This is a genomic window from Enterobacter sp. ENT02, from assembly GCF_019219165.1.
Lineage (GTDB): Bacteria > Pseudomonadota > Gammaproteobacteria > Enterobacterales > Enterobacteriaceae > Enterobacter > Enterobacter mori.
In genome coordinates this window covers 367,927-392,751 of the sequence record NZ_JAHUWD010000003.1, presented here as the reverse complement: position 1 = coordinate 392,751, position 24,825 = coordinate 367,927, and the positions used below count along the sequence as shown (strand labels likewise).

The window sequence follows — 24,825 nt, the reverse complement described above, 5'->3', positions numbered from 1 at the left end:
CGGGTTAGCTATCGCAATGACATCAGTGAAAAAGCCGGGTCGCCGAGCGGTACATCTGATAAATCTCGCCCCGTTGCCATCCAGCGCTTCGCCAGCTTGACGGTGCGCGCGTCGTCGAACGCCACCAGCTGCGTCAGCCGCCCGCTCTCGTCCAGCGAGAAGAACAGCGAATCTTCGCGCGCTACTGTTCTGCTGCCCGGCTGCGGAATGCCGAGGATCTGAATGTTGTGCTGGTATTGATCCGACCACAGCCACGGCGCGTCGTCGTAGCCCGGCGCATCGGGGTTGAGCATCGCTTTCGCCGTCGCCACCGCCTGGTTCTGGGCGAAGGCCCAGGACTGAATGCACAGGCCGTAGTGATGATGCTGCGCCACATCGCCGGCGGCAAAAATGTACGGATCCGACGTTCGCCCCTGGGCATCCACGACGATCCCGCACCCGGTTTTCAGCCCCGCGTCGCGGGCCAGCTCCAGGTTGAGATCGACGCCGATCCCCACCACCACCGCATCAAAGGTTTCACGCTGGCCGTCGCAGTGGATAACCGGCAGGCCGTTATCGTCCTCCAGCTCCAGCGCGCCGCAGCCGGTACGGATATCCACGCCCTGCTCGCGGTGAAGGGCCGCTAAGCGCTGCGATACCTCGCCGCTCACCGAGCGCATGCAGAGCGCGGGCTGCTGCTCGAACAGGGTGACCGCTACGCCGCTTTTTCGCGCGGACGCGGCAATCTCAAGGCCAATCCAGCCGCCGCCGATAATCGCCAGGGTTTGGCTTTCCGCCAGCCGCCCTTTCAGGCGCTGCGCGTCCTGCCAGTGGCGCAGGGTATAGACCTGCGGATGCGCCGCCCACGCCTCACCCGGCACGCGCGCCCGCCCTCCGGTAGCAATTAAAAGGATGTTGTAACTAAGAAGCTCGCCATTGCTTAAACGCACCGTTTTCGCCTCGCGGTCGATCTGCTCCGCACGCAGCGGACGGTGCCAGGTCAGGTTAAGCATCCGCTGCGCTTCGTCGGAAAACAGGCGCGGAAGCGCCGCGTCCGGCTCCAGCAGAGAGGCTTTCGACAGCGGCGGACGCTCGTAGAAATCCCACTCTTCTTCCGCCACCACGCAAATCTCGCCGTCGAAGCCCTCGTCGCGCAGGGTTTTCGCCGCCCAGCCGCCCGCCTGGCCGCCGCCGATAATGACAATGCGCGACGTCATACCGCCTCCGGTTTTTTCTGCTGGCGGCGCGTGTCGTGGTCGATCCCACCTTCCACCGCCCATTCGGTAAAGGAGACCAGCGAGTGCTCCAGCTCGCGCGGCTGCCAGTTTTCGGTCAGATAATCGTCGTTGGTGTAATACTCAAACGCGCCGCCGGTCGGGCTGTTGACGTACCAGAAGTACGCCGACGACACCGGATGGCGGCCCGGGCCGATGAAGGTGCTCCAGTCATTTTTATTCATCGCGATACCGCCGCCGATCACCTCGTGGATGTCGCGCACGGTGAAGGCCACGTGGTTCAGACCCCGCCTGCGGTTCGGCAGCTGCAGCAGGAACAGGTTGTGATGGCCGCCGCGCGCGCCGCAGCGCAGGAACACGGCGCGGTTGATGTAGCGGTCAGAGACCTGGAAGCCGAGCACCTCGCGGTAGAATTTTTCCACCGCCGCCAGCTCCTCCACGAAGAACACCACGTGCCCCACGTTGATGGGCTGGGCGCGATCGTAAACCGGGCTGGGCGTGTCGATCCGGCGGGCGTCGCCCCACTGGTTGATTGGCTCAACGTTCAGCTCCACGTCGGTCTGCTGGCTGACCTGCACGCGCAGCGTCATGCCGTTCGGGTCGATACACTCCAGCGCGTCACCCACCTCGCGAAAGCCGGGCTGCTGCGCAAGCTTTGGGCGCAGCGCGTTAAGATCTGACTGACTCGCAACCGCCCAGGTCATGCGGCGAAGGGTGTTGCCCACCTCAAACGCGGGCGGCAGGTCGGGGCTGTCGATCGGGTTAAGCTCCACGCGCGCGCCGCTCAGGGTGGTAAAGCGCTGGCCGCTGGCATCGCCCGTCAGGCCAAAATCACGCATGAATTTGGCGCAGTGCGTCAGGTCTTCCACGCCAAATTCCAGCTTTTCAATTCCGGTTACACTCATCGTTCGTTGCCTCATCTGGCCCAAATTGGGCGTAAAACATGCCCGACGCGGTCAAGCGCCTGACGTTAACTCACTGATTTAACTGGCCTGTGACAGATATCCTAAGAAGCCAGAAATTTTATCCGCCGCGAGGCGAACCTCGTTTTGCAGGCGCTCGCGGTCGGTCTGCGGGATCTCCTCCGACGGCACCAGAATGCTGACTACCGCCGCCACGCGTCCGCTTCGGTCATACACCGGGTAGACGATGGAGGAGATGCCGTGGCGGAAGAAGGATTCGCCGATCACGTATCCGCGGGCTTTGTCCTGCTGCACCATCTGCCACAGGGCTTCGCGATCGTGAAGCTGCCCCGGCGTGTTGCCCGGCAGGCGCTCGTGCGGGAACAGCTGTTCAAACTCGGCGCGGGAAATATCGGTCAGCAGCATGCGGCCGAGCGAGGTGCAGTGCACCGGCAGGCGGGTGCCAATGCTGACCTGATTGATGCGCGACCCGGCGGCGCTGACGCGGGCGATGTAGATAATGTCGCGCCCGTCGCGGATCGCCAGATGGCTGCTGCACTGGCTCACGTCGCGCAGCTGCTCGATGACCGGCTGGCCAACCTGGGCCACGTCAAGCGAGGCGATGTACTCAAAGCCCAGGCGCAGCACGTTCATGCCCAGCGAGAAGGTATTGGTGCGCGCGTTGCGCTCCAGAAAGCCCATGAACTCCAGCGTCTGTACCACGCGGTAGGCGGTGGCCTTCGGCATATCCACCAGCCGGTGCAGCTCGGCAAAGGTCAGTTCGCGATGCTGCTCGCCAAAGGCCAACAACAGCTGTAAACCGCGCTCCAGCCCCGGCACCAGATACTTCACTTCCCGATCGTTTGCCATCATCGCCCTACCTCAATTAAAGACAAAACCGCCGTTGACCGGGATCAGCTGTCCGGTGATGAACCGCGACAGATCGCTTAACAGCCAGACCACGCTGCCGGTGACATCCTCCGGCTGCTGCGCCCTCGTTAATGCGCGACCGTTTTCGTAAAGCTGATGCCGCTCGGCCGGAACATACTCGGTTGCCTCGACGCGGGTTAATCCCGGGGCGATGGCGTTGATTCGAATGCGCTTTTCGCCAAGCTCGCGCGCCATTGAGCGGGTCATGGCAATCACCGCGCCCTTGCTGGCGACGTAGGCCATCAGGCGCGGCGCGCCCCATAGCGCGGTGTCGGACGCCACGTTCACAATGCCCGCCCCTTCGCGAAGCAGCGGCACGGCGGCGCGCGTCACCAGCCAGGTGCCTTTGACGTTCACGCTCATCACGTGGTCCCACAGGTCAGGATCGTAATCGAGCATGTTTTTGCCGCCCACGCCCGTCGCCATCGCCGCGTTGTTCACCAGGCCGTCAATCTGCCCCTGCTCGCCAATGGCGCTAAACGCCTGCTCAATGGAATGCGGATCGGCCAGATCGATAACGTGCGATTCGATCACATAGCCCTGCTCGCCCAGCCCGTGCGTACGTTCAGCCAGCTCGCCTTCGAGGATGTCGCACATCACCACTGCGGCGCCCTGCTCCGCGCAGGCTTTGGCAAAGTGATAGCCCAGCCCGCGCGCAGCGCCGGTCACCACGATGCGCTTGCCGCTCAGCAGCCCGTTCATCAGGCGGCTCCCTGCTGTTCTTCGCGCAGCGCCAGCTGCTCTTTCGCGGCCTTTTGCATCATGCGGCGCAGGCGGGAGAGGCCGACGTCGTGCTGGTACAGGTATTCATGGTCGCGGGCGTTTGGGGCCAGGCTTTCCAGCACCACGCGATCCTGCTCCAGCACTTCCCAGTGCAGTTTTTCCAGACGGTTGCGGTACATGAAGCGCCACATATCGCGCTGCCAGCCCTGCACGCGGCGGATGCGCCAGAAGAAGACGCGGCAGTTGTCGTTATCTTCCGGCACCACCATGCCGACGATAAAGAAGTGGCCGCCCGGTCCGAAGCGCTTCTTGTACGGAATGGAGAGGCGCATCCAGCAGGTGCCGCTGTTGCCGAGCTCAACCCAGTCGAAGTTGACGCCGCTCTGCCCTTTTTTCTCGAAAATAAAGCCGGTTTTGGTCGGCTGGAGCACCATGTCGGCCTTGCGATCCCCTTCCGCCATTGAGTGCGAGGACGAATGCAGATAGGTGCCGTGCATCGGGTCCATCACGTTTTCCAGCGCGTACTGGTAGTTGCACTTCCACGCGGCGGTGCAGAGGAAGTTGCTGAAGTTCTCCGTATCGGCAAGTTCATCCGGGAAGGTCAGCGCGTCCGGCTGCTGGTCAGCGGTGACGCCAAACCACAGGAAGATGGCGCCGTGCGCCTCCTGCACGTTATAGCTGCGCACGCACTGCTGGCCGACCAGCGGGCATTTGTCCACGGCGGGCACATCCTTCACTTCGCCGTTGCCCGCCACTTCCACGCCGTGATACCAGCAGGCAATGCGGTCGCCGAGGTTCCAGCCCATAGACAGGCGCGCGCCGCGGTGCGGGCAGCGGTCTTCCAGCGCCTGCACCTGGCCGTCTTTATTACGCCAGACCACAATCTGCTCGCCCAGGCGGGTGATGCCCACAGGAGCAGACTGCACTTCCCAGCTTGCCAGTACCGGATACCAGAGGCCGCGCAGGCCTTTATCGAGATAGTTTTGTACGGTCGTCGTCATCGCGTTGTCCTCAGTAGCCGTTAACCTGTAAGAATGCCTGGAAGCTGGCCTCGCGCCACGGCTCACCCTGCTGGTCATGCATGCGCACCGCGTTCAGCCCGTTCACCAGTTCCGGTAGCGTTTCAACGCCCTGTTCGAAGAGATCTTCCAGCGTGGCAATCAGGTTCACCTCCCAGCTTTCCGGCTCGCGGCTGCGGGTTTGCCAGATCAGGTTGGTGTAATCACCCGGCTTATGAATGGCACCGTTGCCGCCCTCTGCAGGCGGGGTAAACTGGCGGCTTTCCGGCAGCGCCGGGTTGTAGTTCAGGATGTCGCTCATGCCACGGTCTCCTCGACGAAGGTAATCTGAATTTGATTTTCAAAGACCCGAACCGGGTAGCGGTTCAGGTTGCGACCACCGGGGCCGTGCAGGCACTGGCCAGTTTTGACGTCAAACACCGCCTCATGCAGAGGGCATTCCACTTTGCCGTCCTCCACAAATCCCTGGCTCAGCAGGGCATAAGCGTGCGGGCATACGTCTTCCAGTGCGTAATATTCACCGTCAATCAAATAAACGCCGATCTCTTTACCGTCGACGTTGCCGCTAAAAGGGAAATCTTCCTGTACTTGTTCTGCGTCACATACGCCTATCCAGCTCATCACGATCCTCCAGGCTTTTGTTTCATATATGAAACTCTGTTTCTTATTTAATACGGTCAATATAAAAGCGATGAATGTTTCGTCAAGCGGCAATGTGACGAATTTGTTAATCAAACAGGTATTAATTAACTAAGTGTGCAAAGGATCACGAAAAAATGCAGCGATATGAAATTTTCATTATTGTGGCGTGATAAATACGATTTATTAATGCCCTCAATCTTTCAATAAAAGATATTGACTTCTGTTCTTTTTGTTCCTTAAAAATAAAGTAGCGTCACATCTTTGGCGTTTCACCTGTGAAACGAAAAATTTATTTACCCTTAATAAACAATGAGTTTCACCAGTGAACCATTTTAGAACCGTGACAATCACTTTGATAAAAATATAAATAGATGAAACCGTAAGGCGGGCATGATGACGGCAAGATGGCAAGGTACAATTGCACTGTTATTACTGATTATTATTTCCTACGTCGACCGGGTTAATATCTCGGTAATGATTTTAAACCCGGAATTTGCCGAACATTTTCAGCTAAATGAAAACAGAATGTTACAGGGAATGCTCATGACCTGCTTTCTGCTGGGTTATGGTTTTTCGGCTTTATTATTAACACCGGTTATCGAAAGCAAACTCCATTACCGTCAGGGATTATTAAGCAGCATTGCGATTTGGGCCGCGGTCTGCGCAATTTCTCCGCTGCTGGGTTCGCTAATGGGCATGCTTATCGCCCGCGTGATTTTGGGTGTTGCCGAAGGACCGCTCTTTTCACTGAAGACGCGCTTTATCAGCGATAACTTTAGCGCGGAAGAGATCGGCAAACCCAACGCCGTCACCGCGCTGGGCGTCTCGCTCGGGCTGGCCATGGGCTTTCCGCTGGTCACCTGGCTGATGGCGCATCTGGGCTGGGCCGGGTCGTTTTACGCGCTGGCGGTGATGAATCTGGTGTTGGGCGGCGGGCTCATCTGGCGTTTTCTGCCCGCGCCACACAGCCCGGTGAAGATGAAAAAACCGGGGTTTGTTCACACCTTCACGCTGGCCTGGCAGACGCCGCTGCTGGGCTGGATCCTGCTGGTTGAAATCGCCACGCTGAGCTATCTGTGGGGCAGCAGCGCGTGGCTGCCCGCATGGCTGCGTGACGAGCACCACTTCTCGCTGCACGCGACGGGCATGCTTGCGGCGGTCCCCTTCCTGCTGAGCCTGGGGTCAAAGTTTCTGGGCGGCGTGCTGCTCGACAAAATGCGGCCGGAACAGGCGCCGGTACTGTTTGTGGTGGGCGGTACGTTGACGGCACTCTCCGTGGTCGCACTGATGCTCAGCCATCAACCCGCATGGCTGGCGCTCTTTATGCTGTCTGCCAACGTGTTCTGGGGACTTCAGGGAGCGGCTATTCCTGCGGTAATCCAGCATCACGCCGCCCGGGACGCCGTGGGCAGCGCGTACGGCATTATTAATGGGATAGGCAATATCTGCGCGGCGTTTATTCCGCTACTGATGGGGATGGTGATGAAATCGGTGGGGTCGGTCAGCTCTGGCTTTTCGGTGCTGGTCGTCTCACAAGTGATTACCCTGCTCGCCGGAGGAATGCTGCTGCTGCGCATGCGTCGCGCAGCAGCAGTGAGCGCGTAAGGCTTATTCGCCTTTTTTCGCCGCCTGGATGTAGAGCATTTCCAGCGCCAGGGTCGCCGCGGCCAGCGCGGTGATCTCGGACTGATCATAGGCCGGTGCCACTTCCACCACGTCCATCCCGACGATGTTCAGATCCTTCAGGCCGCGCACCAGCTTGATGGCGCGGTCTGAGGTCAGGCCGCCGATAACAGGCGTACCGGTGCCCGGCGCAAACGCCGGATCCAGGCAGTCGATATCGAAAGTCAGGTACACAGGCATATCGCCGACGATCTGCTTAACCTGCGCCAGAATATCGTCCACGCCGCGATCGTTGACCTGGCCCGCATCCAGCACGGTGAAGCCGTTGTCTTTGTCGAACTCGGTGCGGATGCCGATCTGCACGGAATGATTCGGGTCGATCAGGCCTTCGTTCGGCGCGGTGAAGAACATGGTGCCGTGGTCGAACTCGCAGCCGTTCGCGTAGGTGTCGGTATGCGCATCGAAGTGCACCAGCGCCATTTTACCGAAGTGCTTGGCGTGAGCGCGCAGCAGCGGCAGGGTCACGAAGTGGTCACCGCCGAAGGAGAGCATGCGCTTACCGGCAGCCAGCAGCTTCTCGGCGTGGGCCTGCAACTTTTCGCTCATCTCACGCGCGTCACCGAAGGCGTACACCAGGTCACCGCAGTCCACCACGTTCAGGCGCTCGCGCATATCGAAGTTCCACGGGAAGCGGTTGTGCTCCCAGGCCAGGTTGGTAGAAACCTGACGGATCGCTGCCGGGCCGTGACGACCGCCCGCGCGACCGGACGTTGCCATGTCGAACGGTACGCCGGTGATCACCCAGTCAGCGTCGCTGTCGTACGGCTGGAAGTTCATTGGAAGGCGTAAAAAACCAAACGCGTTAGATACCAGAGAGTTATCGTACTGATGACCTAAAGTGCTCATGTCCTGACCTCTTTTAACGTCGATACATTAAAAACAGATGAAAAAAAATCCCCTCCGCGTCGTTAAACCCGACGAGGAAGGGATTGATTCGTAAATCGCTAATTGGGGCGAATTATCGCCGGTAATGCAGACGGGTTCAAGTGAGTATAGCATTCTGCCGGATGACGGCTCCGCCTTATCCGGCCTACATACGTAGGCCCGGTAAGCGCAGCGCCACCGGGCATCAGCGGCACAGCAACCTGCTGCCCTCACCCCGCCCCTCTCCCTGAGGGAGAGGGAGGTTAACCTACTCGTCTTCCAGATAGGTGTACCCGTACAGACCCGCTTCAAACTCTTCCAGGAACTGCTGCTGTAACGCATCGTCCAGACCGGTGTTTTTCACCTGGTCGCGGAACTGGGTGAGCAGTTTTTTCGGATCCAGCTGAACGTATTCGAGCATGTCCGCTACGGTGTCCCCTTCGTCAGACAGCTCGACTTCCACGTTGCCGTCAGGGAAGACGAACACGTCAACCGCTTCGGTATCACCGAACAGGTTGTGCATGTTGCCGAGGATCTCCTGATACGCGCCGACCATAAAGAAGCCCAGCATCGGTGGGTTCTCCGGGTCGTACTCCGGCATTGGCATCGTCGTTGCGATACCGTCGCCGTCAACGTAGTGGTCGATAGCGCCATCGGAATCACAGGTGATGTCCAGCAGCACCGCACGACGTTCCGGGGCGTGGTTCAGCCCTTCCAGCGGCAGAACCGGGAACAGCTGGTCGATACCCCAGGCATCCGGCATCGACTGGAACAGCGAGAAGTTGACGTACATTTTGTCCGCCATACGTTCCTGCAGCTCGTCGATAATCGGACGGTGCGCGCGGTTGCTCGGGTCGAGTTGCTTCTGCACTTCATGGCACATGTTCAGATAGAGTTGCTCCGCCCACGCGCGCTCCTGCAGGCTAAAGGTGCCGGAGGAATAGCCCACGTGAATATCGTGCAGGTCCATCTGGCTGTCGTGCAGCCATTCGCGCAGGGAACGGCGCGTGCCCGGCTCGTGCATCTCCTGCCAGGTTTCCCACATGCTTTGCAGGGAACGCGGGGCATCTTCTGCCGGAGGCGTCGCTTCGGTGATTTCGCTACGCTCAACGCCGATGATGTTAGAGACCAGCACCGTATGGTGCGCGGTAACCGCGCGGCCAGATTCGGTGATCACCGTCGGGTGCGGCAGGCCGTTCTCTTCACAGGCATCGCCAATCGCCCAGATAATATTGTTGGCATATTCGTTCAGGCCGTAGTTCACGGAGCAGTCGGACTGCGAGCGGGTACCTTCATAATCCACGCCCAGGCCACCGCCCACGTCGAAGCACTGAATATTCACGCCGAGCTTGTGCAGCTCAACGTAGAAGCGCGCCGATTCACGCACGCCGGTAGCGATGTCGCGAATGTTGGCCATCTGCGAGCCGAGGTGGAAGTGCAGCAGCTGAATGCTGTCGAGACGACCGCGCTCGCGCAGAATTTCCACCAGCTGCAGCACCTGGTTCGCCGCGAGGCCGAACTTGGATTTTTCACCGCCGGAGGACTGCCATTTACCGGAACCCTGCGACGCCAGACGCGCACGCACACCGAGGCGTGGGATGACGTTCAGACGCTCAGCCTCTTCCAGCACGATAGCGATTTCAGTCATCTTCTCGATAACCAGATAGACCTTGTGGCCCATCTTCTCGCCAATCAGCGCCAGACGAATGTATTCACGGTCTTTATAGCCGTTACAGACGATCACCGAACGGGTCATGCCCGCGTGCGCCAGAACGGCCATCAGTTCCGCTTTGGAACCGGCTTCCAGACCCAGCGGTTCACCGGAGTGGATCAGGGATTCAATCACGCGGCGGTGCTGGTTTACCTTGATCGGGTAAACCAGGAAGTAGTCGCCTTTATAGCCGTAGGATTCACGCGCGCGTTTGAACGCGGCGTTAATAGAACGCAGGCGATGTTGCAGGATCTGCGGGAAGCAGAACAGTGCAGGCAAACGCTGGCCCTGTGCTTCGCGGGCTTTCACCAGTTTGGCGAGATCGACGCGCGCTTCAGGGACGTCCGGATCAGGGCAGACGCTGATGTGGCCCAGTTCGTTGACGTCGTAGTAGTTATTGCCCCACCAGGCAATATTGTAAGTGCGCAGCATCTTGCTGGCTTCCTGGGAGCTCATCGCAACCTCCTGCATAGAACGTAGTACACCCTGTTCGCCCGCTGACGAAGGCGAAAAAGAAGACATGTCGTCAGACATAGCGAACCTCAACTCTTTGTATTAAGTGTAAAACAGTTGACTACTATCGCAGCGTTATACGGCGATAACAACCCATAAACGGCTCCGTTTCCCAGCAGAGTATGCTGAAATCCAGACCGTGCGACCGGTTTCTTATTCATATCATTGTAAAACACGTATCCGAACTCTGTATGACAAGGTTCGGCGAAACCACGAGAAAACTCTTGTATTAACAAGAGCGCCCTTGTTCAGTTGTCACAGAGCGTAACCGGCCCTGGGATCCTGAGAAGCGCCGAGATGGGTATAACATCGGCAGGTTTGCAGACTAGAAATGCGGGTTGCGGGAATCAACTGCGCGCCAGAACGGCTGCGCTGAATTAGCGGAAAACGATGGTTCATTATCTCGTATCACCTCCACGGCCGCCTCTGCTGAAACGGACCACAAGCCAAAGCTAAATGTTCACTGCTTAACCCGGCTGGAAGTGGCGACACGATGAGATCATCGAGCGCTTTTTTGTATGAGCCGCGTGCCGCGTTTTATACCGAGAAGGTGGGGAAAATGCAAAACAAAAATGCGTGGGTTGCCAGTGCCGTCAGGAAATATTTCCAGCTTTGTTTTCAACACAGTGAGAGGTAAGTCAAAAAAAACTGGAAATCGGGTGAAGAAGTGACCTAAAATGGACGTCCAGATGTTAATCCATCTATACTGATTAACACTCAGACTGCCAGTGTCAAAAACCTGCAGGCCTTGGTAGAATACTCTCCTTTGGCTATTCCACACAGCAGTTCGAGCTAACCAAATTCCTCTTAGGTGAAATAAAACATGGCAAAACACCTGTTTACGTCCGAGTCCGTATCAGAAGGACATCCTGATAAAATTGCTGACCAAATCTCCGATGCGGTGCTGGATGCGATCCTTGCCCAGGATCCTAAAGCGCGCGTAGCGTGTGAAACCTATGTCAAAACCGGCATGGTTCTGGTCGGCGGTGAGATCACCACCAGCGCATGGGTTGATATCGAAGAGATCACCCGTAACACGGTGCGTGAGATCGGCTATGTACATTCTGATATGGGCTTTGATGCCAACTCTTGCGCGGTACTGAGCGCCATCGGCAAACAGTCCCCGGACATCAACCAGGGCGTTGACCGCGCCGATCCACTGGAGCAGGGCGCGGGCGACCAGGGCCTGATGTTCGGCTACGCAACTAACGAAACCGACGTGCTGATGCCAGCACCGGTTACCTACGCACACCGTCTGGTGCAGCGTCAGGCTGAAGTGCGTAAAAACGGCACCCTGCCATGGCTGCGTCCGGATGCGAAAAGCCAGGTCACCTTCCAGTATGACGACGGTAAAATCGTTGGCATTGATGCGGTAGTTCTGTCCACTCAGCATTCTGAAGATATCGATCAGAAATCGCTGCAGGAAGCCGTGATGGAAGAGATCATCAAGCCGGTTCTGCCAACCGAATGGCTGAGCTCTGCAACCAAATTCTTCATCAACCCAACCGGACGCTTTGTTATCGGCGGCCCAATGGGCGACTGCGGCCTGACCGGCCGTAAAATCATCGTGGATACCTACGGCGGCATGGCGCGTCACGGCGGCGGTGCATTCTCCGGTAAAGACCCGTCTAAAGTTGACCGTTCTGCCGCGTACGCTGCACGTTATGTTGCGAAAAACATCGTTGCTGCAGGCCTGGCTGACCGCTGTGAGATTCAGGTTTCCTACGCAATCGGCGTGGCTGAACCGACCTCCATCATGGTGGAAACTTTCGGTACTGAGAAAGTGCCTTCAGAACAGCTGACCCTGCTGGTGCGCGAGTTCTTCGACCTGCGTCCATACGGCCTGATTCAGATGCTGGATCTGCTGCACCCAATCTACAAAGAAACCGCTGCATACGGTCACTTTGGTCGCGAACATTTCCCATGGGAAAAAACCGACAAAGCCGCCCTGCTGCGTGAAGCTGCAGGTCTGAAGTAATCGACTGACAGTGTTTAACAGGCCAGCCTTTGTGCTGGCCTTTTTTATGTCGGGTGGCGGCTCAAAGCCACACCATTTGAAACCGCTTACACTATGCCGAATATATCCCGCTTTCAGAATAATCTCTTTGCTTGATCGCCTTTCTTCTGCTGTTACATTTCATTTCAGTTAAGTCTGAAATTCAAACAAACGCGATGCGCGTCACCTCATTTACCTCTATATTTTCAAAGCGTTAATTATCTTTACGGTTGCACTTTAGTGTAACCGATTACACCAATGTGATTTGTCTCACATATTTTTACGGGTCACTCACCTACCCTTAACATCGACAAAACTGATAAATCAAATGGAGGGCATAATGCCTGACAATAATAAACAAGGGCGTACGTCCAACAAGGCGATGACATTCTTCGTCTGCTTCCTCGCCGCCCTGGCAGGATTACTTTTTGGCCTGGATATCGGCGTGATTGCCGGCGCACTTCCCTTCATCGCAGACGAGTTCCAGATTACCGCGCATACCCAGGAATGGGTGGTCAGCTCCATGATGTTTGGTGCGGCAGTCGGTGCCGTTGGCAGCGGCTGGCTCTCCTTCAAGCTCGGGCGCAAAAAGAGCCTGATGATCGGCGCGATCCTGTTCGTTGCCGGTTCACTCTTCTCTGCCGCTGCCCCTAACGTTGAAGTGCTCATTCTTTCCCGCGTTTTGCTGGGCCTAGCTGTCGGCGTCGCTTCCTATACCGCACCGCTGTATCTTTCCGAAATCGCGCCGGAGAAAATCCGCGGCAGCATGATTTCCATGTACCAGCTGATGATTACCATCGGTATTCTGGGTGCTTACCTTTCCGATACCGCGTTTAGCTACAGCGGCGCATGGCGCTGGATGCTCGGCGTGATCATCATCCCGGCCATTCTGCTGCTGATTGGCGTCTTCTTCCTGCCGGACAGCCCGCGCTGGTTTGCCGCAAAACGCCGCTTCGTTGATGCTGAACGCGTGCTGCTCCGCCTGCGCGATACCAGCGCTGAGGCGAAAAACGAGCTTGAAGAGATCCGCGAAAGCCTGAAGGTGAAACAGTCCGGCTGGGCGCTGTTTAAAGAGAACAGCAACTTCCGCCGCGCGGTGTTCCTCGGCGTGCTTCTGCAGGTGATGCAGCAGTTCACCGGGATGAACGTCATCATGTACTACGCGCCAAAAATCTTCGAACTGGCGGGTTATACCAACACGACCGAGCAGATGTGGGGCACCGTTATTGTCGGCCTGACCAACGTGCTGGCGACCTTTATCGCCATCGGACTGGTGGACCGCTGGGGGCGTAAGCCTACCCTGACGCTGGGCTTCCTGGTGATGGCCGTCGGCATGGGCGTACTGGGCACCATGATGCATGTGGGCATTCACTCTCCAACCGCCCAGTACTTCGCGGTGGCAATGCTGCTGATGTTTATCGTCGGGTTTGCAATGAGCGCCGGTCCGCTGATTTGGGTGCTGTGCTCTGAGATCCAGCCGCTGAAAGGGCGTGATTTTGGTATCACCTGCTCCACCGCGACTAACTGGATTGCCAACATGATCGTCGGCGCAACGTTCCTGACCATGCTCAATACGCTGGGCAATGCCAACACCTTCTGGGTCTACGCCGGTCTGAACCTGTTCTTTATTGTTCTGACTATCTGGCTGGTTCCAGAAACCAAACACGTTTCACTGGAACACATTGAACGTAACCTGATGAAAGGTCGTCCTCTGCGCGAAATCGGCGCACACGACTAATTCTCTGGCGGGAGGTGCCTCTTGCACCTCCCCGCTTCGCGCTTTATGCTCTGCCCCTATGAAAGCTCCCCGTCTCCCCATCGCCATTCAGCAAGCCGTTATGCGCAGCCTGCGGGAAAAACTCGCCCAGGCCAACCTGAAGCTCGGCCGCAACTATCCTGAACCGAAGCTGGTTTATCAGCAGCGTGGAACCGCAGCAGGCACCGCCTGGCTGGAATCGTATGAGATCCGCCTGAACCCGGTGCTGATGATGGAAAACCAGCAGGCATTTATTGAGGAAGTGGTGCCGCACGAGCTGGCGCATCTTCTGGTGTGGAAGCACTTTGGCCGCGTAGCGCCGCACGGGAAAGAGTGGAAGTGGATGATGGAAGCCGTGCTCGGCGTTCCGGCTCGCCGCACGCATCAGTTCGAACTGGAATCAGTACGTCGCAATACATTTTCCTACCGCTGCCGATGCCAGCAGCACCAGCTCACCGTCCGCCGTCATAACCGTGTGGTGCGCGGCGAGGCAACCTACCGCTGCGTAAAATGCGGCGAACCGCTGGTCGCCGAATAATTATCTGAACTTTCAGGAACTTTCCTGATCTGACTGATTGCATACGGGAACAACATTCGTTACGTTTCGGGCTTGTTTTGACACGGAGTGTAAGATGTCCCGTAATGTTTCTCTCGCGGTTGCCCTTCTGGCGACGGCGCTCTCCGGCCATGCTCTGGCCGACGGTATCAACAGTTTCTCTCAGGCCAAAGCCGCTGGCGTGAAGGTGAATGCTGATGTTCCGGGTGATTTCTACTGCGGCTGTAAAATTAACTGGCAGGGTAAAAAAGGCGTCGTTGACCTCGAATCCTGCGGCTATAAGGTGCGTAAAAATGAAAACCGCGCCAGCCGCATTGAATGGGAACATGTGGTTCCGGCGTGGCAGTTTGGCCACCAGCGCCAGTGCTGGCAGGATGGCGGGCGTAAAAACTGTTCCAAAGATCCGGTTTATCGCCAGATGGAAAGCGATATGCACAACCTGCAGCCTGCGGTTGGCGAAGTGAACGGTGACCGCGGCAACTTTATGTACAGCCAGTGGAACGGTGGCGAAGGCCAGTACGGTCAGTGCGGCATGAAGGTGGATTTCAAAGAGAAAGTCGCCGAGCCCCCTGCCCGCGCGCGCGGCAGCATCGCCCGTACCTACTTCTATATGCGTGACCGTTATAACCTCAACCTTTCACGCCAGCAGACGCAGCTGTTCAATGCCTGGAACAAGCAGTACCCGGTAACCGAGTGGGAATGCCAGCGCGACGAGCGCATCGCCAACGTCCAGGGGAATCACAACCCTTACGTCCAGCGGGCTTGCCAGGCGCAAAAGAGCTAACCTACACTACGGCAATTCGCTTATATCGCATGACACATGGAATTTCTGACTATGCGCATTCCCCGCATTTACCATCCTGAACTGATTACCGCAGGCCGCGAAATCGCCCTGTCTGATGACGCCGCCAACCACGTGGGCCGCGTGCTGCGCATGGGTGCAGGTCAGGCAATACAGCTATTCGACGGCTCGAACCAGGTTTTCGACGCGGAAATCACGCGGTCTGATAAAAAAAGCGTACACGTTAACGTGCTGCGTGGCGAAGTGGATGACCGGGAATCGCCGCTGCACATCCATCTGGGCCAGGTAATGTCGCGCGGTGAGAAAATGGAATTCACCATTCAGAAATCCATTGAACTGGGTGTAAGCCTCATTACGCCACTTTTTTCTGAGCGCTGTGGCGTTAAACTGGATGCGGAACGTCTGAACAAAAAGATCCAGCAGTGGCAGAAAATTGCCATTGCGGCGTGTGAACAGAGTGGCCGCAACCGTATTCCGGAGATCCGCCCGGCGATGGACCTGGAAGACTGGTGTGCAGAAGAGGACAGCGGGCTGAAGCTCAATCTTCATCCGCGCGCCAGCGCCAGCATCAATACGCTGCCATTGCCCGTCGAGCGCGTACGCCTGCTGATTGGCCCCGAAGGCGGCCTGTCGGCGGACGAAATTGCGATGACGGCACGTTACCAGTTTACTGATATTCTGTTGGGACCTCGCGTTCTGCGCACTGAGACAACGGCACTCACGGCCATTACCGCGCTACAGGTACGGTTTGGCGATCTGGGTTGAAGTAATAACGGAGAAGAACATGATCAAGCTCGGCATCGTGATGGACCCCATCGCAAACATTAACATCAAGAAAGATTCCAGCTTCGCCATGCTGCTGGAAGCGCAGCATCGCGGGTATGAACTCCACTATATGGAGATGAACGATCTTTACCTGATCAACGGTGAAGCGCGCGCACGTACCCGCATCGTTAACGTCGAGCAGAACTACGACAAATGGTACGAATACGGCACCGAGCAGGACATTGCCCTGGCCGACCTCAACGTGATCCTGATGCGTAAAGATCCGCCGTTCGACACCGAATACATCTACAGCACCTACATCCTTGAGCGTGCTGAAGAAAAAGGCACGCTGATCGTCAACAAGCCGCAGAGCCTGCGCGACTGTAACGAGAAGCTCTACACCGCCTGGTTCTCTGACCTGACGCCGGAAACGATGGTGACCCGCAGCAAGGCGCAGCTGAAAGCGTTCTGGCAGAAGCACGGCGATATCATCATGAAACCGCTGGACGGCATGGGCGGCGCGTCGATTTTCCGCGTGAAAGAAGGCGACCCGAACATTGGCGTGATTGCCGAAACCCTCACCGAGCTGGGCACGCGTTACTGCATGGCGCAGAACTACATTCCGGCGATCAAAGACGGTGATAAGCGCGTGCTGGTCGTAGATGGCGAACCGGTACCTTACTGCCTGGCGCGTATTCCTCAGGGTGGCGAAACCCGCGGTAATCTGGCCGCCGGTGGCCGTGGTGAACCCCGTCCGCTGACCGAAAGCGACTGGGAAATTGCCCGCCGCGTCGGCCCGACGCTGAAAGCCAAAGGCCTGATCTTCGTTGGGCTGGATATCATCGGCGATCGCCTGACCGAAGTGAACGTCACCAGCCCGACCTGCATCCGTGAAATCGAAGCGGAGTTCCCGATCTCGATCACCGGAATGCTGATGGACGCTATCGAAAAACGTTTACAGAAATAATCTGTGACAGCGCCCAGGTTTATCCCCATACTGGGCGCTGTCGCTTTTTAAACCAGGAAACAGTACCTCTGACAATGAATTTACAGCATCACTTTCTTATTGCCATGCCTGCTCTCCAGGATCCGATTTTCCGCCGCGCCGTGGTTTATATTTGCGAATACAACGAAGACGGTGCGATGGGGATTATCATCAACAAGCCGCTGGAAAACCTGCAGGTTGAAGGAATTCTGGACAAGCTGAAAATCACCGCTGAAGCGCGTCTCCCGGAGATCCGTCTCGATAAACCGGTGATGCTGGGTGGCCCGCTCGCGGAAGATCGTGGTTTTATCCTGCATACGCCGCCGGTCTTCTCTTCCAGTATTCGTATCTCCGACAACACCGTAGTCACGACCTCTCGCGACGTGCTTGAAACACTGGGCACTGCCGAGCAACCTTCCGAAGTGCTTGTCGCGCTGGGCTACTCCTCGTGGGAGAAAGGCCAGCTTGAACAAGAGATACTGGATAACGCGTGGCTGACCGCACCTGCCGATATGAACATCCTGTTTAAAACGCCTATCGCCGATCGCTGGCGTGACGCGGCGAAACTGATTGGCATCGATATTCTGACCATGCCAGGCGTAGCGGGGCACGCGTAATGAGCGGAACGCTTCTGGCCTTCGATTTTGGTACCAAAAGCATCGGCGTCGCCGTTGGTCAGCGCATCACAGGCACGGCGCGCCCGTTGACGGCACTCAAGGCCAACGACGGCACGCCGGACTGGAACCTCATCGAGCGCCTGCTCAAAGAGTGGCAGCCGGACGACGTGATTGTGGGCTTGCCGCTGAACATGGACGGCACCGAACAGCCGCTCACCGCCCGCGCGCGTAAGTTCGCCAACAAAATCCATGGCCGCTTTGGCGTGTCGGTAAAGCTTCACGATGAACGCCTGAGTACCGTTGAAGCACGCGCAGGCCTGTTTGAGCACGGTGGTTTCCGGGCGCTGAATAAAGGCAGCGTCGACTCCGCCTCAGCCGTCATCATTCTCGAAAGCTATTTCGAACAAGGTTACTGAGCGCCGGGGCCTACAGCCGCCCCTGCGCCCGCCTTTCCGCGAGACTCTGCTCAAAGTTCTGCATTCCCGCCTGCTGACCGGTTTGTATGATGCCGGGTAATTGCCACGTTTTCCCTTCGCGGATGAGATTCGCCGCCGCCGAGGTATTCACCAGCAGTTCATATAGCGCCACGCGCCCGCCCTGCACGTCCTGGAGCAGTTTTTGCGCCAGTACAGCGCGAAGGCTGCCTGCCAGCTGGTTACGCACCGGATCTTTCTCCTGCGCCGGGAAGGTATCCACCAGCCGTTCAATCGCCTGCGAAGCGCCGCGTGTATGCAGCGTCGCCAGCACCAGGTGCCCGGTTTCGGCCGCCGTCAGCGCAAGGCGGATGGTTTCGCTGTCGCGCAGCTCTCCCAACAGAATAACGTCCGGATCTTCGCGCAGTGCACTGCGCAGCGCCTCGGCAAAGGAGAGACTGTGCTGACCCATCTCCCGCTGCTGTATCAGGCAGCGTTCACTCTGGTACATAAACTCCACCGGATCTTCGAGCGTCAGAATATGGCCGTCAGTGTGATGGTTGAGAAAATCCACCATCGCCGCGAGCGTCGTGGATTTTCCGCTACCGGTCGCACCCGTCACCAGAATCAACCCGCTTTCGCTGGAGAGCAGTTCCGGGATAGCCCTGGGCACACCCAGTGCAGAAAGCTGCGGGCACGCGAGCGGCAACAGTCGCAAGGCGATCGACACACCCTTCATATGCGTAAACGCACTGCCGCGAAGACGCTGATTGCCTGTGAGCGTGACGGCAAAGTCTACCTGTCCGTTTGCCCACCACGCGCCCTGCTGTTCATCGTTGAGCCAGGTTTTTAATAGCGCCTCAACGTCGGGGGCCGGAAACGGGGCCGGTTCAAGGCGGCCTAATCTGCGCCAGCGCGGCGGTGAATCACTGCACAGGTGTAGATCGGAGACGTTATGCTTTACACTAAGGGCCACAATTTCTTCCACATCCATAGACTACTCCTCGGAAAATGAACGACATTGCGCATAACCTGGCACAGGTCCGGGACAAAATCTCAGCCGCTGCAACGCGTTGCGGCCGTGCTTCAGAAGAAATTACCCTGCTTGCAGTCAGCAAAACTAAGCCTGCGAGCGCCATCGCAGAAGCGATAGCGGCAGGCCACCGGGCGTTTGGCGAAAACTACGTGCAGGAAGGCGTGGATAAAATTCGCTCCTTCCAGGAGCAGGGGAATTCGGATCTGCAGTGGCACTTTATCGGCCCGCTGCAGTCGAACAAAAGCCGTCTGGTGGCAGAGCATTTCGACTGGTGCCATACCGTTGACCGACTGCGCATTGCTACCCGTCTGAACGACCAGCGGCCCGCAGAAATGCCCGCGCTCAACGTGCTGATTCAAATCAACATCAGTGATGAAAACAGCAAGTCCGGCATTACGCTGAGTGAGCTGGATACACTGGCAGAAGAAGTCGCCGCCCTGCCGCGTTTAACCCTGCGCGGGCTGATGGCAATTCCGGCGCCTGAGTCAAGTTATGAAAGGCAGTTTGCCGTGGCACAGCAAATGGCTGTAGCATTTGAGGCGCTTAAAGCGCGCTATGAAACGGTAGACACGCTTTCACTGGGCATGTCGGATGATATGGAAGCCGCCATCGCGGCAGGCAGCACTATGGTGCGCATCGGCACGGCAATTTTCGGTGCGCGCGACTACTCAAAATAATAAGGAAACCTGAGGAACGCCATGAAGACGTTGACTTTCCTGCTCTCAACGGTGCTTGAGCTGTATACGATGGCGCTTTTACTGCGCGTCTGGATGCAGTGGGCCCGCTGTGATTTTTACAATCCGTTTTCCCAGTTTGTCGTGAAAATCACGCAACCTGTTGTCGGGCCGCTGCGCCGTATTATTCCGGCGATGGGTCCCATCGACAGTTCGTCTCTGCTGGTGGCGTTTATTCTGAGCGTTATCAAAGCGATCGTGCTGTTTATGGTCATCACCTTCCAGCCGATTATCTGGATTGCTGCGGTCCTGATTCTGGTCAAAACCGTCGGGTTGCTGATCTTCTGGGTGCTGCTGGTGATGGCGATAATGAGCTGGGTAAGCCAGGGCCGGAGTCCGGTTGAATATGCGCTCATCCAACTGGCCGAACCGCTGCTGCGCCCTATTCGCAACCTGCTGCCTTCGATGGGCGGTATTGATTTCTCGCCGATGATCCTGGTACTGCTGCTGTATGTGGTCAACATGGGTATCGCCGAGCTGTTACAGTCCACGGGCAACATGCTGCTGCCGGGGCTGTGGATGGCGCTATGAGTGCCGTAAGCACCTGCGCTGACGGGCTGGTTTTGCGGCTGTATATTCAGCCGAAAGCCAGCCGTGACAGTATTGTTGGGCTGCATGGCGACGAGTTGAAAGTCGCCATCACCGCCCCGCCGGTTGACGGCCAGGCGAACGCGCATCTGACCAAATATCTGGCAAAACAGTTTCGCGTCGCCAAAAGCCAGGTCATCATTGAAAAAGGTGAACTTGGGCGGCATAAACAGGTAAAAATCCTCAATCCGCAAGCAATCCCGACGGAAGTCGCGGCTCTGACAGAACAGGACTAAACCATGCAGAAAGTTGTTCTCGCGACCGGTAACGCCGGTAAAGTGCGCGAGCTGGCCTCGCTATTAAATGATTTTGGGCTGGACGTGGTCGCCCAGACCGAGCTTGGCGTCGAGTCCGCCGAAGAGACGGGCCTGACGTTTATCGAAAACGCGATCCTGAAAGCGCGCCACGCCGCACAGGTCACTGGCCTGCCCGCGATTGCCGATGACTCCGGCCTGGCCGTGGACTTCCTGGGCGGCGCGCCGGGGATTTACTCTGCACGCTATTCCGGCGTGGACGCCACCGACCAGCAAAATCTGGAAAAGCTGCTTGTCGCCCTGAAAGACGTACCGGACGAACAGCGCACCGCGCAGTTCCACTGCGTTCTGGTTTATATGCGTCATGCGGAAGACCCGACGCCTATCGTCTGCCACGGCAGCTGGCCGGGCGTGATTACCCGTGAAGCAGCGGGCAACGGCGGCTTTGGCTACGATCCGATCTTCTTTGTCCCGACCGAGGGCAAAACCGCCGCGGAACTGACCCGCGAAGAGAAAAGCGCGATTTCCCACCGTGGACGCGCACTGAAACTGTTACTGGAAGCGTTACGCAATGGCTAATTTGCCACCACTGAGTCTTTATATTCACATCCCGTGGTGCGTGCAGAAATGCCCGTACTGCGATTTCAACTCGCACGCGCTGAAGGGTGAAGTGCCGCATGATGACTACGTTGCGCATCTGCTGGCCGACCTGGACGCCGATGTCGCTTACGCACAGGGACGTGAAGTTAAGACCATTTTCATTGGTGGCGGTACGCCGAGCCTGCTTTCAGGCCCGGCAATGCAAACGCTGCTGGACGGCGTACGCGCGCGTCTGAACCTGGCAGCGGATGCTGAAATTACGATGGAAGCCAACCCCGGCACCGTTGAGGCCGACCGTTTTGTCGACTATCAGCGTGCGGGGGTGAACCGCATCTCCATCGGCGTGCAGAGCTTTAGCGAGCCGAAACTGAAACGTCTGGGCCGCATTCACGGCCCGGAAGAGGCGAAGCGCGCGGCGAACCTGGCGACCGGGCTTAATCTTCGCAGCTTTAACCTGGATTTAATGCACGGCCTGCCGGATCAGTCGCTGGAAGAGGCGCTGGACGACCTGCGCCAGGCGATCGAACTGAACCCGCCGCACCTGTCGTGGTATCAGCTCACCATCGAGCCAAACACCCTGTTTGGCTCGCGCCCGCCGGTGCTGCCGGATGACGACGCGCTGTGGGATATCTTCGAGCAGGGCCACAGGCTTCTGACCGCTGCGGGTTATCAGCAGTATGAAACCTCCGCCTACGCGAAGCCGGGCTATCAGTGTCAGCACAATCTGAACTACTGGCGCTTTGGCGACTATCTGGGGATTGGCTGCGGCGCGCACGGCAAGGTGACCTTCCCGGACGGGCGCATACTGCGCACCGCTAAGACCCGACACCCGCGTGGATATATGGAAGGCCGCTATCTGGAGCGTCAGCACGACGTCGAGGCGGCGGATAAGCCGTTTGAGTTCTTCATGAACCGCTTCCGTCTGCTGGAAGCCGCGCCGCGCGCGGAGTTTGCGCTGTACACCGGGCTGCCGGAATCGGTGATTCGCCCGCAGATCGACGAGGCGCTGGCGCAGGGGTATCTGACCGAGTGTGATGCGTTCTGGCAGATCACCGAGCACGGCAAATTGTTCTTAAACTCCCTTCTTGAGCTGTTCCTCACCGAAGATTCCTGAAGGCTGATTCAGGATTTTGCATCCCGTTCTGCCGGCTGAGGGAAAGGCTGGCAGAGTGTGGGGATGGACAAATCAAAACAACTCCGCAAACAAATGATGCCCGAAGAAATACGCCTCTGGTATTTGCTCAGAGGCCGTCGCTTCTATGGGTATAAGTTTCGCCGCCAGATGCCGATTGGCACGTATATCGTCGATTTTGCCTGCTTTAAGGCGAAACTGATCGTTGAGCTGGACGGGGGGCAACATCAGGATGAGGAGAACTATGATTCACGTCGTACCGCGTTTTTGAATACGAACGGATGGGAAGTCGTACGGTTCTGGAATAATGAATTTCGCGCTAACGAAGATGAAGTGTTAAATATCATTCTTCAACGACTGCAATGCCTGATGCCCTCACCCTAACCCTCTCCCACAGGGAGAGGGAACTCTAACTCCCTCTCCCCTGGGGAGAGGGCTGGGGTGAGGGCCCAGCGCGCACAAATCTTACTTCAGCGTCCCTACCAGCGCCTTCCGGCTATCTTCTAGCGACACCACGCGTTTACACACGTCTTTGCCAAACTGCTGGAAATCATCTTCCTGGTTTTTCCACTCGTTCTGAATCGAGGTCTGCAAGCCGCCAAGGCTACCCAGCACGCCCTGCAGCGGGTTACCGCCGCCTTTCAGCACGGCTTTCGCCCCCATCTCGTTGATGCTGTCCTGCAGGATGCCGCCCATCGCCTGATTCACCAGCTGCTGCCCGTCAGCACGGACCTGATCAATCGCCTTGTAGTGGAACGTCAGACCATCTGTACGATTCTCGATAATCCGGTTCATCTGTTCTTTAAGCTGCTTGTCCAGCTTGGTCAGACGGGTGCGCATATTGCTGCTCTCACCCACCTCTTTGGTGATGATCTTATCCAGCGCCACGCGGCTTTTCTCAACGCGCGTCAGCGCGCCGTCGTTAATCCACGGCAGTGCGGTACGCAGTTCGGCCTGGTAATCCTTCGCCTGCTCGCGCTGGGCGGCAGTCAGGTTTTGCGGTTTGCCGTTAAACGTCACGTTACCATCCGGCGTAATCACCAGATTGCCGTTCTCGCCTTTGACCTGCACGGTTTGCGGGTTTAACACCACATCGTCACGCGGGGTGACGCTACATTTATACTCCGCATGGGCGGTGGATCCGATTGCCAGTAAAGCAACCGCCAGCAACGTTTTGCGCATCTTTAACACTCCCTCAGACAAAATGGGCCAGCTAATGCTGGCCCTGTACTTGCTTTATTAGTCCCACCAAACGTCGAAAAGTTCGCTGATGCGGACATCTTCCAGTTTGTGGTCCTCAAGCCATTTGCGTACCAGCGCCTGATGTTCTTCGGTGCATTTACCGACTTCCTGGGTGCAGATCAGACCTTCCCACGCCAGATAGCCGCTACCGTCGAAGGCCAGCTTGTTTGGCTCGATCACATCATTGATGAACGCGTCAACGTCCTGATCGATCTGCTCAACGCTGGTACCTTCCGGGAAACGCCAGGCAACAGAGAAGCCCACTTCCTGGAATTCTTCGATGTGCATCTTTTTACGCAGACGACGGCTACGATTCTTTGCCATTATTTCACCCTCTCGAACATTAAGTCCCATACACCGTGGCCAAGACGATGGCCACGCTGTTCAAATTTTGTCACCGGACGTGAATCCGGGCGCGGTACATAGTTGTTGCTTTCAGACTGGTTTTTATAGCCGTCCAGCGAGGACATCACTTCCAGCATATGTTCCGCATAAGGTTCCCAGTCGGTCGCCATGTGGAAGACGCCGCCCAGTTTTAACTTACTTTTCAGCAGCTCGGCAAACGGTGCCTGAACGATACGGCGTTTATTATGACGTGCTTTGTGCCACGGGTCAGGGAAAAACAGCTGAACCATGTTCAAAGAATTGTCAGGAATCATTTTGTGCAGCACTTCCACCGCGTCGTGACACATGACGCGCAGGTTCTCAACGCCCTCTTCGTGGGCCGTTGCCAGGCATGCACCGACGCCCGGCGAGTGCACTTCGATACCGAGGAAGTTCTGCTCCGGTCGCGCTTTCGCCATGGTCACCAGCGAGGTGCCCATACCAAAACCGATCTCCAGCGTCACAGGCGCTTCTCGGCCAAACAGGTCGGCGAAGTCGACAGGCTGTTCAGTGAACTCAACGCCCATCACCGGCCAGTAGTTGTCCAGCGCGTGTTGCTGCCCTTTTGTCAGGCGGCCCTGACGGCGGACAAAGCTGCGAATACGGCGCAGCGGGCGACCGTTTTCATCAAATTCCGGTGAAATGACGTCGTTTTTCATAAAAGAGTTGTCTGCTTGTGAGAGTGTTCGGGAAACGGGCATTATCCAAAGTTAAGGCTTCTATGCAAGCATGGGAAAGATCCGGTTTACAGCAGATTGACGCTG

29 protein-coding genes are annotated in these 24,825 nt (G+C 57.3%); 15 read left to right on the top strand and 14 right to left on the bottom strand.

The genetic code is table 11. The annotated features are described in order from the left end of the window. Window positions 1–8: 8 nt before the first annotated feature. The 7 genes from KW829_RS12870 to KW829_RS12840 form a co-directional block, all read right to left on the bottom strand. The gene (locus tag KW829_RS12870) at window positions 9–1,196 is read right to left on the bottom strand and encodes an NAD(P)/FAD-dependent oxidoreductase (RefSeq protein ID WP_218308355.1); all 1,188 of its coding nucleotides are present in this window, start codon (window positions 1,194–1,196) and stop codon (window positions 9–11) included. Then, window positions 1,193–2,119: a VOC family protein gene (locus KW829_RS12865; protein ID WP_010435417.1), complete on the bottom strand. Its 927-nt coding sequence runs from the start codon at window positions 2,117–2,119 to the stop codon at window positions 1,193–1,195. Before KW829_RS12865 ends, KW829_RS12870 begins: the two co-directional genes overlap by 4 nt. A gap of 78 nt (window positions 2,120–2,197) precedes the next feature. Then, window positions 2,198–2,986, bottom strand: a complete 789-nt coding sequence (locus tag KW829_RS12860) for an IclR family transcriptional regulator (RefSeq protein ID WP_010435418.1) — start codon at window positions 2,984–2,986, stop codon at window positions 2,198–2,200. 12 nt (window positions 2,987–2,998) lie between these two features. Further along, window positions 2,999–3,748 carry an SDR family oxidoreductase gene (locus KW829_RS12855; protein WP_218308354.1) on the bottom strand — a complete coding sequence of 250 codons (750 nt, stop codon included), beginning with the start codon at window positions 3,746–3,748 and terminating at the stop codon, window positions 2,999–3,001. Continuing rightward, window positions 3,748–4,770, bottom strand: coding sequence for an aromatic ring-hydroxylating dioxygenase subunit alpha (locus tag KW829_RS12850; RefSeq protein ID WP_032640649.1), 1,023 nt, complete (start codon window positions 4,768–4,770; stop codon window positions 3,748–3,750). Before KW829_RS12850 ends, KW829_RS12855 begins: the two co-directional genes overlap by 1 nt. A gap of 10 nt (window positions 4,771–4,780) precedes the next feature. Then, window positions 4,781–5,089 carry a recombinase-like helix-turn-helix domain-containing protein gene (locus tag KW829_RS12845; RefSeq protein WP_010435424.1) on the bottom strand — a complete coding sequence of 103 codons (309 nt, stop codon included), beginning with the start codon at window positions 5,087–5,089 and terminating at the stop codon, window positions 4,781–4,783. After that, entirely contained in the window at window positions 5,086–5,409 is a 324-nt protein-coding gene (locus KW829_RS12840; RefSeq protein ID WP_003860044.1) for a non-heme iron oxygenase ferredoxin subunit, read from the bottom strand. Before KW829_RS12840 ends, KW829_RS12845 begins: the two co-directional genes overlap by 4 nt. Before the next feature lie 414 nt (window positions 5,410–5,823). Between KW829_RS12840 and KW829_RS12835 the strand changes: the two genes are divergently transcribed. Further along, a complete protein-coding gene (locus KW829_RS12835) occupies window positions 5,824–7,035 on the top strand; it encodes an MFS transporter (protein ID WP_218308483.1) in 1,212 nt (403 codons plus the stop codon). 3 nt (window positions 7,036–7,038) lie between these two features. On the opposite strand, the gene speB is transcribed toward KW829_RS12835, so the two are convergent. The 3 genes from speB to yqgB all read right to left on the bottom strand — a co-directional run bounded on the left by speB (window position 7,039) and on the right by yqgB (window position 10,362). Continuing rightward, complete coding sequence (speB, locus tag KW829_RS12830) at window positions 7,039–7,959, bottom strand: agmatinase (RefSeq protein ID WP_008499737.1); 921 nt, start codon at window positions 7,957–7,959, stop codon at window positions 7,039–7,041. Between the two features lie 286 nt (window positions 7,960–8,245). Further along, entirely contained in the window at window positions 8,246–10,222 is a 1,977-nt protein-coding gene (speA, locus tag KW829_RS12825; RefSeq protein WP_042717829.1) for a biosynthetic arginine decarboxylase, read from the bottom strand. An 8-nt stretch (window positions 10,223–10,230) separates the two neighbouring features. Next, a complete protein-coding gene (gene yqgB, locus KW829_RS12820; protein ID WP_127312443.1) occupies window positions 10,231–10,362 on the bottom strand; it encodes an acid stress response protein YqgB in 132 nt (43 codons plus the stop codon). 662 nt (window positions 10,363–11,024) lie between these two features. On the opposite strand from yqgB, the gene metK reads away from it, so the two are divergent. The 8 genes from metK (at window position 11,025) to ruvX (ending at window position 18,094) form a co-directional block, all read left to right on the top strand. Beyond that, a complete protein-coding gene (gene metK, locus KW829_RS12805) occupies window positions 11,025–12,179 on the top strand; it encodes a methionine adenosyltransferase (protein ID WP_010435443.1) in 1,155 nt (384 codons plus the stop codon). A gap of 358 nt (window positions 12,180–12,537) precedes the next feature. Next, window positions 12,538–13,935 carry a galactose/proton symporter gene (galP, locus tag KW829_RS12800; RefSeq protein WP_089599979.1) on the top strand — a complete coding sequence of 466 codons (1,398 nt, stop codon included), beginning with the start codon at window positions 12,538–12,540 and terminating at the stop codon, window positions 13,933–13,935. Window positions 13,936–13,993: 58 nt separating this feature from the next. Next, window positions 13,994–14,491, top strand: coding sequence for a SprT family zinc-dependent metalloprotease (locus tag KW829_RS12795; protein WP_010435446.1), 498 nt, complete (start codon window positions 13,994–13,996; stop codon window positions 14,489–14,491). A 94-nt stretch (window positions 14,492–14,585) separates the two neighbouring features. After that, a complete protein-coding gene (gene endA, locus KW829_RS12790) occupies window positions 14,586–15,293 on the top strand; it encodes a deoxyribonuclease I (protein WP_218308353.1) in 708 nt (235 codons plus the stop codon). A 51-nt stretch (window positions 15,294–15,344) separates the two neighbouring features. Next, on the top strand, window positions 15,345–16,076 hold the full coding sequence (gene rsmE / locus KW829_RS12785) for a 16S rRNA (uracil(1498)-N(3))-methyltransferase (RefSeq protein ID WP_010435451.1): 732 nt from the start codon (window positions 15,345–15,347) through the stop codon (window positions 16,074–16,076). Window positions 16,077–16,095: 19 nt separating this feature from the next. Continuing rightward, window positions 16,096–17,043, top strand: a complete 948-nt coding sequence (gene gshB, locus KW829_RS12780; RefSeq protein WP_218308352.1) for a glutathione synthase — start codon at window positions 16,096–16,098, stop codon at window positions 17,041–17,043. Window positions 17,044–17,117: 74 nt separating this feature from the next. Further along, entirely contained in the window at window positions 17,118–17,678 is a 561-nt protein-coding gene (locus KW829_RS12775) for a YqgE/AlgH family protein (RefSeq protein ID WP_010435456.1), read from the top strand. Next, window positions 17,678–18,094 carry a Holliday junction resolvase RuvX gene (gene ruvX / locus KW829_RS12770; protein ID WP_006811925.1) on the top strand — a complete coding sequence of 139 codons (417 nt, stop codon included), beginning with the start codon at window positions 17,678–17,680 and terminating at the stop codon, window positions 18,092–18,094. The genes KW829_RS12775 and ruvX overlap by 1 nt, the downstream gene beginning before the upstream one ends. 10 nt (window positions 18,095–18,104) lie before the next feature. Here ruvX and KW829_RS12765 read toward each other — a convergent pair whose 3' ends face one another. Continuing rightward, complete coding sequence (locus KW829_RS12765; RefSeq protein WP_218308351.1) at window positions 18,105–19,085, bottom strand: type IV pilus twitching motility protein PilT; 981 nt, start codon at window positions 19,083–19,085, stop codon at window positions 18,105–18,107. A gap of 17 nt (window positions 19,086–19,102) precedes the next feature. Between KW829_RS12765 and KW829_RS12760 the strand changes: the two genes are divergently transcribed. The 6 genes from KW829_RS12760 (at window position 19,103) to KW829_RS12735 (ending at window position 22,819) form a co-directional block, all read left to right on the top strand. Then, entirely contained in the window at window positions 19,103–19,804 is a 702-nt protein-coding gene (locus KW829_RS12760) for a YggS family pyridoxal phosphate-dependent enzyme (RefSeq protein ID WP_218308350.1), read from the top strand. 21 nt (window positions 19,805–19,825) lie between these two features. After that, window positions 19,826–20,392 carry a YggT family protein gene (locus tag KW829_RS12755; RefSeq protein ID WP_010435467.1) on the top strand — a complete coding sequence of 189 codons (567 nt, stop codon included), beginning with the start codon at window positions 19,826–19,828 and terminating at the stop codon, window positions 20,390–20,392. After that, window positions 20,389–20,685, top strand: a complete 297-nt coding sequence (yggU, locus tag KW829_RS12750; protein ID WP_120158660.1) for a DUF167 family protein YggU — start codon at window positions 20,389–20,391, stop codon at window positions 20,683–20,685. The genes KW829_RS12755 and yggU overlap by 4 nt, the downstream gene beginning before the upstream one ends. Window positions 20,686–20,688: 3 nt before the next feature. Further along, window positions 20,689–21,282 carry an XTP/dITP diphosphatase gene (locus KW829_RS12745; RefSeq protein WP_010435473.1) on the top strand — a complete coding sequence of 198 codons (594 nt, stop codon included), beginning with the start codon at window positions 20,689–20,691 and terminating at the stop codon, window positions 21,280–21,282. Next, on the top strand, window positions 21,275–22,417 hold the full coding sequence (hemW, locus tag KW829_RS12740) for a radical SAM family heme chaperone HemW (RefSeq protein ID WP_010435478.1): 1,143 nt from the start codon (window positions 21,275–21,277) through the stop codon (window positions 22,415–22,417). Before KW829_RS12745 ends, hemW begins: the two co-directional genes overlap by 8 nt. Before the next feature lie 63 nt (window positions 22,418–22,480). After that, entirely contained in the window at window positions 22,481–22,819 is a 339-nt protein-coding gene (locus KW829_RS12735; protein ID WP_218308349.1) for an endonuclease domain-containing protein, read from the top strand. Window positions 22,820–22,900: 81 nt separating this feature from the next. On the opposite strand, the gene KW829_RS12730 is transcribed toward KW829_RS12735, so the two are convergent. The 3 genes from KW829_RS12730 to trmB are packed head-to-tail and all read right to left on the bottom strand — an operon-like array spanning window position 22,901 to window position 24,720. After that, the gene (locus KW829_RS12730) at window positions 22,901–23,617 is read right to left on the bottom strand and encodes a DUF2884 domain-containing protein (protein ID WP_042714747.1); all 717 of its coding nucleotides are present in this window, start codon (window positions 23,615–23,617) and stop codon (window positions 22,901–22,903) included. A gap of 57 nt (window positions 23,618–23,674) precedes the next feature. After that, entirely contained in the window at window positions 23,675–24,001 is a 327-nt protein-coding gene (locus tag KW829_RS12725; RefSeq protein WP_010435485.1) for a YggL family protein, read from the bottom strand. Further along, entirely contained in the window at window positions 24,001–24,720 is a 720-nt protein-coding gene (gene trmB / locus KW829_RS12720) for a tRNA (guanosine(46)-N7)-methyltransferase TrmB (protein WP_218308348.1), read from the bottom strand. The genes KW829_RS12725 and trmB overlap by 1 nt, the downstream gene beginning before the upstream one ends. Window positions 24,721–24,825 lie beyond the last annotated feature (105 nt).

What these genes read in the sequence shown, in the direction of transcription:
- KW829_RS12865 (WP_010435417.1), bottom strand. Translation starts at nt 2,119, where the DNA reads ATGAGTGTAACCGGAATTGAAAAGCTGGAATTTGGCGTGGAAGACCTG.
- KW829_RS12735 (WP_218308349.1), top strand. Translation starts at nt 22,481, where the DNA reads ATGGACAAATCAAAACAACTCCGCAAACAAATGATGCCCGAAGAAATA.
- rsmE (WP_010435451.1), top strand. Translation starts at nt 15,345, where the DNA reads ATGCGCATTCCCCGCATTTACCATCCTGAACTGATTACCGCAGGCCGC.
- KW829_RS12870 (WP_218308355.1), bottom strand. Translation starts at nt 1,196, where the DNA reads ATGACGTCGCGCATTGTCATTATCGGCGGCGGCCAGGCGGGCGGCTGG.
- KW829_RS12755 (WP_010435467.1), top strand. Translation starts at nt 19,826, where the DNA reads ATGAAGACGTTGACTTTCCTGCTCTCAACGGTGCTTGAGCTGTATACG.
- endA (WP_218308353.1), top strand. Translation starts at nt 14,586, where the DNA reads ATGTCCCGTAATGTTTCTCTCGCGGTTGCCCTTCTGGCGACGGCGCTC.
- KW829_RS12845 (WP_010435424.1), bottom strand. Translation starts at nt 5,089, where the DNA reads ATGAGCGACATCCTGAACTACAACCCGGCGCTGCCGGAAAGCCGCCAG.
- KW829_RS12795 (WP_010435446.1), top strand. Translation starts at nt 13,994, where the DNA reads ATGAAAGCTCCCCGTCTCCCCATCGCCATTCAGCAAGCCGTTATGCGC.
- KW829_RS12725 (WP_010435485.1), bottom strand. Translation starts at nt 24,001, where the DNA reads ATGGCAAAGAATCGTAGCCGTCGTCTGCGTAAAAAGATGCACATCGAA.
- hemW (WP_010435478.1), top strand. Translation starts at nt 21,275, where the DNA reads ATGGCTAATTTGCCACCACTGAGTCTTTATATTCACATCCCGTGGTGC.
- KW829_RS12840 (WP_003860044.1), bottom strand. Translation starts at nt 5,409, where the DNA reads ATGAGCTGGATAGGCGTATGTGACGCAGAACAAGTACAGGAAGATTTC.
- speB (WP_008499737.1), bottom strand. Translation starts at nt 7,959, where the DNA reads ATGAGCACTTTAGGTCATCAGTACGATAACTCTCTGGTATCTAACGCG.
- KW829_RS12730 (WP_042714747.1), bottom strand. Translation starts at nt 23,617, where the DNA reads ATGCGCAAAACGTTGCTGGCGGTTGCTTTACTGGCAATCGGATCCACC.
- KW829_RS12860 (WP_010435418.1), bottom strand. Translation starts at nt 2,986, where the DNA reads ATGGCAAACGATCGGGAAGTGAAGTATCTGGTGCCGGGGCTGGAGCGC.
- galP (WP_089599979.1), top strand. Translation starts at nt 12,538, where the DNA reads ATGCCTGACAATAATAAACAAGGGCGTACGTCCAACAAGGCGATGACA.
- trmB (WP_218308348.1), bottom strand. Translation starts at nt 24,720, where the DNA reads ATGAAAAACGACGTCATTTCACCGGAATTTGATGAAAACGGTCGCCCG.
- KW829_RS12850 (WP_032640649.1), bottom strand. Translation starts at nt 4,770, where the DNA reads ATGACGACGACCGTACAAAACTATCTCGATAAAGGCCTGCGCGGCCTC.
- speA (WP_042717829.1), bottom strand. Translation starts at nt 10,222, where the DNA reads ATGTCTGACGACATGTCTTCTTTTTCGCCTTCGTCAGCGGGCGAACAG.
- KW829_RS12745 (WP_010435473.1), top strand. Translation starts at nt 20,689, where the DNA reads ATGCAGAAAGTTGTTCTCGCGACCGGTAACGCCGGTAAAGTGCGCGAG.
- KW829_RS12835 (WP_218308483.1), top strand. Translation starts at nt 5,824, where the DNA reads ATGACGGCAAGATGGCAAGGTACAATTGCACTGTTATTACTGATTATT.
- metK (WP_010435443.1), top strand. Translation starts at nt 11,025, where the DNA reads ATGGCAAAACACCTGTTTACGTCCGAGTCCGTATCAGAAGGACATCCT.
- ruvX (WP_006811925.1), top strand. Translation starts at nt 17,678, where the DNA reads ATGAGCGGAACGCTTCTGGCCTTCGATTTTGGTACCAAAAGCATCGGC.
- yqgB (WP_127312443.1), bottom strand. Translation starts at nt 10,362, where the DNA reads ATGAATAAGAAACCGGTCGCACGGTCTGGATTTCAGCATACTCTGCTG.
- gshB (WP_218308352.1), top strand. Translation starts at nt 16,096, where the DNA reads ATGATCAAGCTCGGCATCGTGATGGACCCCATCGCAAACATTAACATC.
- yggU (WP_120158660.1), top strand. Translation starts at nt 20,389, where the DNA reads ATGAGTGCCGTAAGCACCTGCGCTGACGGGCTGGTTTTGCGGCTGTAT.
- KW829_RS12855 (WP_218308354.1), bottom strand. Translation starts at nt 3,748, where the DNA reads ATGAACGGGCTGCTGAGCGGCAAGCGCATCGTGGTGACCGGCGCTGCG.
- KW829_RS12775 (WP_010435456.1), top strand. Translation starts at nt 17,118, where the DNA reads ATGAATTTACAGCATCACTTTCTTATTGCCATGCCTGCTCTCCAGGAT.
- KW829_RS12760 (WP_218308350.1), top strand. Translation starts at nt 19,103, where the DNA reads ATGAACGACATTGCGCATAACCTGGCACAGGTCCGGGACAAAATCTCA.
- KW829_RS12765 (WP_218308351.1), bottom strand. Translation starts at nt 19,085, where the DNA reads ATGGATGTGGAAGAAATTGTGGCCCTTAGTGTAAAGCATAACGTCTCC.